Origin of the sequence: Sphingobacterium sp. IITKGP-BTPF85 (assembly GCF_001006065.1) — a bacterium.
In the GTDB taxonomy this organism is placed as follows: domain Bacteria; phylum Bacteroidota; class Bacteroidia; order Sphingobacteriales; family Sphingobacteriaceae; genus Sphingobacterium; species Sphingobacterium anhuiense.
This window is the reverse complement of sequence record NZ_ASZT02000187.1, coordinates 1-8,092: the sequence shown is the minus strand read 5'-3', so window position 1 is coordinate 8,092 and position 8,092 is coordinate 1. Positions and strand designations below refer to the sequence as shown.

General features: G+C 38.7%; 6 protein-coding genes and 1 pseudogene. 4 read left to right on the top strand and 3 right to left on the bottom strand.

The features are described 5' to 3' along the window. Positions 1-133: 133 nt before the first annotated feature. From L950_RS22900 to L950_RS22885, 3 genes are all read right to left on the bottom strand, one after another. Positions 134-1,063: a hypothetical protein gene (locus L950_RS22900; RefSeq protein WP_021190926.1), complete on the bottom strand. Its 930-nt coding sequence runs from the start codon at positions 1,061-1,063 to the stop codon at positions 134-136. A 530-nt stretch (positions 1,064-1,593) separates the two neighbouring features. Further along, positions 1,594-2,292, bottom strand: a complete 699-nt coding sequence (locus L950_RS22890; protein ID WP_021190924.1) for a hypothetical protein — start codon at positions 2,290-2,292, stop codon at positions 1,594-1,596. Further along, complete coding sequence (locus tag L950_RS22885) at positions 2,264-2,806, bottom strand: hypothetical protein (RefSeq protein WP_156169821.1); 543 nt, start codon at positions 2,804-2,806, stop codon at positions 2,264-2,266. The genes L950_RS22890 and L950_RS22885 overlap by 29 nt, the downstream gene beginning before the upstream one ends. A gap of 172 nt (positions 2,807-2,978) precedes the next feature. On the opposite strand from L950_RS22885, the gene L950_RS22880 reads away from it, so the two are divergent. From L950_RS22880 to L950_RS22865, 4 genes and pseudogenes are all read left to right on the top strand, one after another. Continuing rightward, positions 2,979-3,827 carry an RteC domain-containing protein gene (locus L950_RS22880; RefSeq protein ID WP_031288827.1) on the top strand — a complete coding sequence of 283 codons (849 nt, stop codon included), beginning with the start codon at positions 2,979-2,981 and terminating at the stop codon, positions 3,825-3,827. A 265-nt stretch (positions 3,828-4,092) separates the two neighbouring features. Next, the gene (locus L950_RS22875) at positions 4,093-4,401 is read left to right on the top strand and encodes a helix-turn-helix domain-containing protein (RefSeq protein ID WP_013632691.1); all 309 of its coding nucleotides are present in this window, start codon (positions 4,093-4,095) and stop codon (positions 4,399-4,401) included. Positions 4,402-4,486: 85 nt separating this feature from the next. Further along, on the top strand, positions 4,487-5,929 hold the full coding sequence (locus L950_RS22870; protein ID WP_021190921.1) for a DUF3945 domain-containing protein: 1,443 nt from the start codon (positions 4,487-4,489) through the stop codon (positions 5,927-5,929). A 21-nt stretch (positions 5,930-5,950) separates the two neighbouring features. Next, positions 5,951-8,034 (top strand): annotated as a pseudogene (locus tag L950_RS22865) (DNA topoisomerase). Positions 8,035-8,092 lie beyond the last annotated feature (58 nt).

The window sequence follows — 8,092 nt, the reverse complement described above, 5'->3', positions numbered from 1 at the left end:
TTTTGTGAACCCACTGGTACAAAACTCGAACTCTTTTTTGGAAGATTTAAGGAGATTAAACCAATTGAAAGATAGCCCTTATCAACATGATTTAAATGAAAAAGTGATTTATAAACAGAAATTAAAAAGGTAATTACTCGTCTGGATACCATCCCCAATCCTTAAACACTGACCTATAATGTATTGTTCTATATTCTATTTCTTCCTTCGGGTCTTTTCTTGAAATACGTATTGGTATGGCATTATCCATCTGCGAGGCTAATATGCCATAATTATCATTAATGACATCCAATAGTTCATGATACAGAGTGTAGAAGACTAAAGTTTCATGAAATCTCTCCGTCCATTCTTCAAAAGATTGATTACGAAGTTGACTATATAGGTCCTCTTTTACATAATTATTCAACAAAATGCTCCTACCCAATATTGAATATTGAGAATGAGCTATCGAGTTTCTGATTTGAAAACTGTAACTGTTTTTAAATGAATTATATATTCTTGGAATAGAAGCCTTAAACTTATCTCGGATTTTAGTACGAATAATAAAATCTCTCGTTCCGGTAGCTCCTTTTTCCCTACTAGTTGTTTGAAGCTTATAATGCCAATCGTAATCGCCTCCGACAGAAAGATTAGCAAGTTGGAAAAATTTCTTGATAAATGTATCCGATTCCCATATTTTCAAGTAAATCAACATTTCAGTTTGTATAGATATCGCTTCATCAAAATTTAAGCGGTCAATTTCCACTCGCTTTTCTTCGCTGTATTCTAAGTTCAATAAATGATTTCCTAATGTTTCTAGTGAAATATTATGCTTAATATATTGACCTATAAAAGAATGATGTGTATTTTCTGAATGCCCATCATGGTTAATGCCAAACATATAAGGGCTCATTTTTTCTTTGAGATTATCCCAACTATATACTTCTGGATTATAGAAGCCATTTAAATGGACTAGTAATAAATCACTGTCATGTGTTTGCCTTTCTAGAATAAGTTGATATAGTTTATCAAACTCTATTCGCAATTCTCTGTATTTACTGTCTAACAGCTCTTTAAATAACATATCTATAAATTAATTGAGCCCCTTTCTTTTTCTAATGCATTTACTTTGAGGAAGTTCGTGAAAAATCAAGACCTGATAGCTCCGTTGCAAAGTCTGCTAAAAATGGTTTAGAAAGGTTAACAATAGTCTCGTCTTTCAGTTTTTTTGCAGATAGTTATCGAAAGATATTGATGACGCTAAGTAGCTGTATATATCATTTTTGTCTGATTGATATTTCTTTTTTCTCTTATCAATCTCCTTGAAATAGCCTTTGATTAAGTCTGTAAGGCTATCTTTATTGGTTTTGAAATAGCCAAAATACTTTATTAATGTATTCACATTTAGAACAAGAACAGGTTTGACAGTTTGAAATTTCTTCCTCACATCGTCAAAATCTACTGAACATTTTTCATTAATAAACAGATTTGTGCCAAATACATTATAATTTGTATCTGAGGTGAGCAAGATTGGGTAAATATTCAGCTTTTTAGCGGTTTTAATTTTGAAAATGCCCGACACTTCATCTTGATTTGTATCGTCAGAAATTTGCTTTAGTTGATGTAATATCTGATAAACACCCTTATTTTTCCACTTGCTTCCTTCTTACTTATAAAATTATCCTCTATCTTTTTTTTAAACGCATCAAAATCAATATTTTCAATATCCTTTGCATTGACGTTTGTCATTTTTGCTTCTATGACGAGGAGATTGTCTGATGATGTCTTTATGAGAAAATCTTGATATTTATTGTCACTGTGGACTATCTGTTGTTTATGGGAAAATATTTTTTGAAGTAGAATTTTACAGAGATAGTCCTCAAAATATTTTTTGCCAATGTAAGACAAAAAATTATTTAAATTGCTCAATTTACTTCCGGATGGTTCAATAGTTTTTTTGAAAATCCTAAAGAAAAAACCTTGGTCTATCGTGTATTGAAAAAAATTGAAATCAAGTATTATTAGTTCTTCTTCATTGTTCTCAAATAATGGTCTTGGTATAACATCAAAATTCAGAGTTAATTTCTTTCTTTGTGTTATATACTCTTTTCCTATTGTCCAGTCTTTGAGAAAGTCAGTTGGAATGGCTGTTTTCTCTAAAACAAATTTTGCATTATTCTTATCCGTATCTGTATATAATCCTATCAAAAATTTGGCAATGTTCCAAGGAGAAGCCATACCGTAGTCTTGACAGAAACTTATAGTTTCAGTTCTTAGCTGTATATCATCGCTTAAAATTGCACATGAACGCAAATTTTAAAAGGTATGTTATTGGTGTCGTGGCTCGTATGTAATATTGCTGTAATGCATCTAACGCAAATACATCTCTAAAACTAGTCAAATTGCTGGTAGCATCTAATTTGTCGTTATACTTTTCATTATAAATGAGTATGGTTTTGAAAAGATCAAGAGCAAATTCTGGGTATGACAAATCCTCTTGCTGACTTTCATTGTAGTTATTTAAGGCATCTTTTATTAGTTCAGATAAATGAGCAGAGGCGAAAAAGCTACCATTGCTCGTTTTATCATCAAGATAATCTATTAATTTTTTGACAATAGACATTTCACCAAACAGAACCTCCTTAAAAATCCTCCTGTCATGTTCTTCTTCCTTTAAGTCATATATTATAGCGTTTATATATGCAATTTTTATAAGTATATTTTTTGTTGAGTATTTTCGCAACAGTGAAAATGTATCGCTCGGTAGGGATGCATTAAAAACATCCTGATAACCATATAACACCTTTAAACTTTTTATTCCCTCCATATTGATTTTAAATTTACTGAAATTCCCATTGCTCCCGACCAAATATCCTGACGAATAAGAAAACCAATAAAAAAATCTTCCCTGACTTCGTCCTGTCTCATGAAAAAAGCTCATTACTAATGTTAAAATTTGTGTAGGAGGAGTGGCTTTATTTAATAAACCTTTAAATATTATGAGACACCTATTGCACAAAATCGTCTCCGACATACAGAAACAGGAGCAGAAATTATCGGCTGAGGCTTCCAATTTTATGGAGGAGGCTTATGAGATGACAGTTTATCTGAAAGAACTTCTTGGTAACATTAAAGAAGATATTGTAAACGAGGGTTTCAAAACCAAAGAAGACGAAATCCTTTTCTTTAAACAGATAAAACCTACCTTACTCGGAAAACTTATCTATTATAACAAGATATTCAGGATTGAAACCGCATGCCCTGCAAGCAATGGAAAAATATATGAGAGCTATTTCTCCATGCACCTGCGAGACTTGAAACTCGAATATACCGAACATGTCTGCAATTCCGATTTTTACCGCTACTACCGTTCTGGTAGAACCGACCATGATGAGCAATATTTCACACTTGGAAAAATAAACTGCTATGACGGTCTGAACAGCTTCGTATTTGAAATCGACCCGAAATTTTCGACTTACTTTGATTATAAAGTGGCGAAAATCATCGCCAACGAACTAATCTATAATTATCTGACGACAAAGTTAAGCCCCGAACAAAATCCAGATATTCTGCTACAACACGAGGAAACAAAAGACTTCTTTTGGACACAGACAAAAAATGGACTTATCGAATTGATTTATGCACTCTATGCCTACGATGCCATTTCGCACGGGAAAATAGGCATCCGAAAAATCAGCATGGTATTCCAAATCCTGTTCCGTGTTTCACTGAACGATATACACAACAGCTTCCATAGAATGAAAACCCGAGCAGGCTCACGGACATTGTTTTTAGACCAACTGAAATACAGTTTAGAGGAATATATGGACAGGGAAGACAATCCATAATTCTTATTTTCTTTTTCCACCATAAGGACAGCATCAATCGGTGCTGTCTTTTTTTTTATCCATTTGCCTATATGTGTCTATCGGCAAATCCATTGGATTTGATGTCGACCGATTGACCAAAAATGCCAAAAAACTATCAAAATGGCACTTTACACGAATTGAAAAAAAATGAGAAAAGTGCCGTTTAGATAGACACGTATCGGACGACAGCCTCCGCCAATCGCTCCAATTTTGTGGTGTTAGAAATCATTAAAAAGGAATTATTATGAACATCGACAGAATGGAATTTATCGCATGGATGGAACGTATCATGGAACGCTTTGACATTTTGAAAGAGTACGTCCTAAACATCAAGAAAGAACGCCACAGCATAGACGGCGAGGAATTACTGGACAACCAAGACCTGCTCCTCATGCTGAAAATCAGTCACCGTTCTTTGCAACGTTACCGCTCCACAGGCAAGCTACCGTATTACACCATTAGCGGAAAACTGTACTACAAGCTATCGGATGTACACCAGTTCATTAGGGAAAGTTTCAAAGCACCCATACGGCGTACAAAAGAAAACCGATGACAAACCCTACCACGTAAAGACGGGTAAGGCTTTGCCGTACCTGCTTCACGTACTTTCGGACAATAAACTTTAAATAATCAATATCATGAGCGAACAGACAATTGAAAATCCACAGCAATACCCCGAACAGCTTTCGGATGTGCTGCTGGTGATGGATAAGGAGAAAAAGAAAATCCAAGCCGTCACGGGTGTAGACGAAAACGGTAAACTAAAAACCGTTGATGCAACCAAGAAAAACCAAAGCCAATTCATGCGGGTTGACAGAGCCGGAGATTTGTTTACAAATTTCTTCTCCAACTTCTGGCGACAGCTAAAAGACCCAACCCATTTATCATTCTTTAAAGTGCCTGCAAAGGAAGCGGTCGAGACAGCTAAAGAAATGCAGAAACAGGTCGATGCCCCCACTAAAGAGGGCGAGGCTGTCATGGTAAAACATGAGGTCAAAGAGCCAAAGGAGCAACAACAGGAAACCAAAAAGGATGTGGAAAAACCACAGGCTACACCGGAGACACAGCAAGCACAGGAGAAAAACGAATACCGCTATAAGGTAGAAGATGTAGACTGGAAAACTTTAGGACAATTCGGTATAAACAAAGAGAAAATTGAAAAAGACGGTCAGTTGGATTTGCTATTAAAGGGCTATAAAACCAACAAGGTATATCCCATAAGTGTCAACTTTGGTTCTGCTATCATGCGCTCGGAAGCAAGGCTCGGTTTCCAAGACGGTGAAAACGGAAAACCTGTATTTGTCATGTATGGAGTGCGCCACGAACCCAATCTCAAAGCTCCTTTCTTTGGTCACGAGTTTACCAAAGAGGACAAAGAAAATCTGCTCAAAACTGGAAACATGGGGTGTGTGGTGGAATTGACCAACCCCAAAACAGGTGAAAAGATACCATCCGTTATCAGTATCGACCACCTAACGAATGAGGTTATCGCATTCCGGCAGGAAAGAATAAAAATACCCGATGAGATTAAGGGTGTTAAATTGACCGAAGACCAAAAACGGGATTTGAAAGAAGGGAAAGCCATTTATTTGGAGGGGTTGGATTTTAAGAACAGTACGAACAAAAATGCCCATGTGCAGTTCAATGCCGACAAAAAATATACGGAGTTTCTCTTTGGTGATAAAGCACCCAAGCAGACACAGGAAAACGACCCGAAATACTATCGTGGCAAAACGTTCTCCGATGAACAATACAAGCAACTCACCGAGGGCAAGACACTCTACGTTTCGGATTTCAAAGACGGACAGGGAAACCCCTATAAAGGGTATGTCACGCTGAACAAGGAAACGGGAGGCTATGGTTTTAGCTTTAAAAACCCCAATGCGCTGAAAAATAAGGCACAGCCTACCGAAGCGTACAAAACACAGGTTGCCGTAAACTCCGATGGGAAAACCAATGAGGCGACCAAGCACATCAAAGAACCGCTAAAACCAGAGCAACAAAAGCCGAAAACCAGAACACAACAGCAACGGCAGAACTTCCCTAATATTACGGCTAAATCCAAAGGGGTAAGAAGATAACCACTAAAAAAGTAAAGTATTATGAAAGCAATCATTGCAGAAAAGCCAAGTGTGGCGAGGGAAATAGCTGCCCTGTTGGGGGCGACCGAAAAACGGGATGGTTACCTCACAGGGAACGGCTATCAAGTTACGTGGGCATTGGGTCATTTGGTCGGACTGGCTATGCCCGAAGACTATGGTGTATCAGGCTTCCAAAGGGAAGCCCTGCCCATATTGCCCGACCCTTTTATACTTACGGTACGAAAGATAAAAAAGGGAAAAAGTTATGTTCCCGATAGCGGAGCATTAAGACAGTTGAAGATTATCGAAAAGGTCATCAGTAGTTGCGATAGTATTATCGTAGCCACCGATGCCGGACGTGAGGGCGAACTCATCTTTAGGTACATCTACGAATACCTAAAATGCCGGAAACCCTTTGAACGTCTATGGATAAGCTCGCTCACCGAAAAGGCGATTAAGCAGGGCTTTGAAAACCTAAAAGCCGGAAGCGATTTTGACGGACTGTACCGTGCCGGACAAGGACGTAGCAGAGCCGACTGGCTTGTGGGTATCAATGCCTCGCAGGCGTTGAGTATTTCGGCAGGGCGTGGCGTTTACTCGCTTGGTAGAGTACAAACGCCTACGCTTGCCCTTATCTGTAAGCGGTATTTGGAAAATAAAGATTTTGCTATCAAAAAATACTTCCAAATCCAGTTGCAACACCGTAAAGAATTTGTTGACCTTAATAGCCTTTCCAAAACCAAATGGAATGACAGAAAACTCGCTGACGATACCTTGAAATCTGTCCAACGTGCCGGTACAGCCATCGTTACGGCAATCGAAAGCAAAACGGTTTCGGAACAACCGCCTCTGCTGTTCGACCTTACGGGGTTGCAGAAAGAAGCCAACAAAAGAGCATCCTATACTGCCGAGGAAACATTGAACATTGCCCAAAGTCTCTATGAAAAAAGTTTATCACCTATCCACGTACAGGGAGTAAATACATTCCCGAAGATATATGGTCGGAAATCCCTGCACTGGTAAGGAGTTTGGAAGCGAGGGCTTCCTGCAGAAAAGCGGTTGGAAAAGTGAAATGGGGTCGTTTCAATAAACGTATTGTGAATGACGTAAAGGTCACAGACCACCACGGTCTGCTGATTACCGAAAAAATCCCATCCGAACTGTCTGCACACGAAAATGTGATATATGATATGATTGCGCTCCGCCTACTGGAAACCCTTTCATCTGCCTATACCAAAGAAATAACCGACATCGGATTGCAGGCATTGCACTATGATTTCACATTGAAAGGATGTAAAATATTAGAAGCCGGATGGCGTGGCATCAAAAATAAATTTATAGATGAGGACAGCGAGCCTGTGCAGGAACTGCCGGAGTTAAAGGTAGGTGATGAACTGAAAATCAAAGAGGCATCGGTATTGGAAAAGCAAACCAAACCACCTGTGCTTTATACCGAGGCAGGTCTGTTGTCCGAAATGGAAAATGCCGGAAAAGAGATTGACAACGAGGACGAACGGAAAGCTCTAAAAGACATCGGTATCGGTACGCCTGCCACAAGAGCCTCCATTATAGAAACACTCTTTAAGAGAGATTACATTCGGCGTGAAAAGAAATCCCTTATCCCCACCGATAAGGGATTGCAGGTTTACGGGGCTGTAAAGGACAAAAAGATTGCGGATGTAGCCATGACCGCCGAATGGGAAATGGCATTGCAAAAAATCGAAAATAACGAGGCAGGTGCCGGTGCTTTTCACCGAGATATGGAAGCCTATGCCACGTCCATTACACGGGAGCTTTTAGTAACGGGCATTGGCAAAGAAAAACAACCCGAACTGACCTGCCCTAAATGCAAAAGCCGTGAGCTATTGATTTGGAACAAGGTTGTAAAATGCTCGGATGAGGCTTGTGCTTGGCTTCAATTCCGTACTGTATGCGGAGTACCGTTGAGCCTTTCCGATATAGAAAGCCTTGTGACCAAAGGAAAGACCAGCCTTATCAAAGGTATGAAAAGCAATTCGGGCAATAAATTCAATGCCTATGTCATCATGAACGATAAAGCCGAAACATCTTTTGAATTTGAAAACAGGAAACCAAAAAGGAAATAAAATAGATGCTTTATTTTCAGAACGGTATACAGCGTGAGGGATAGAAGCGACATCCTTT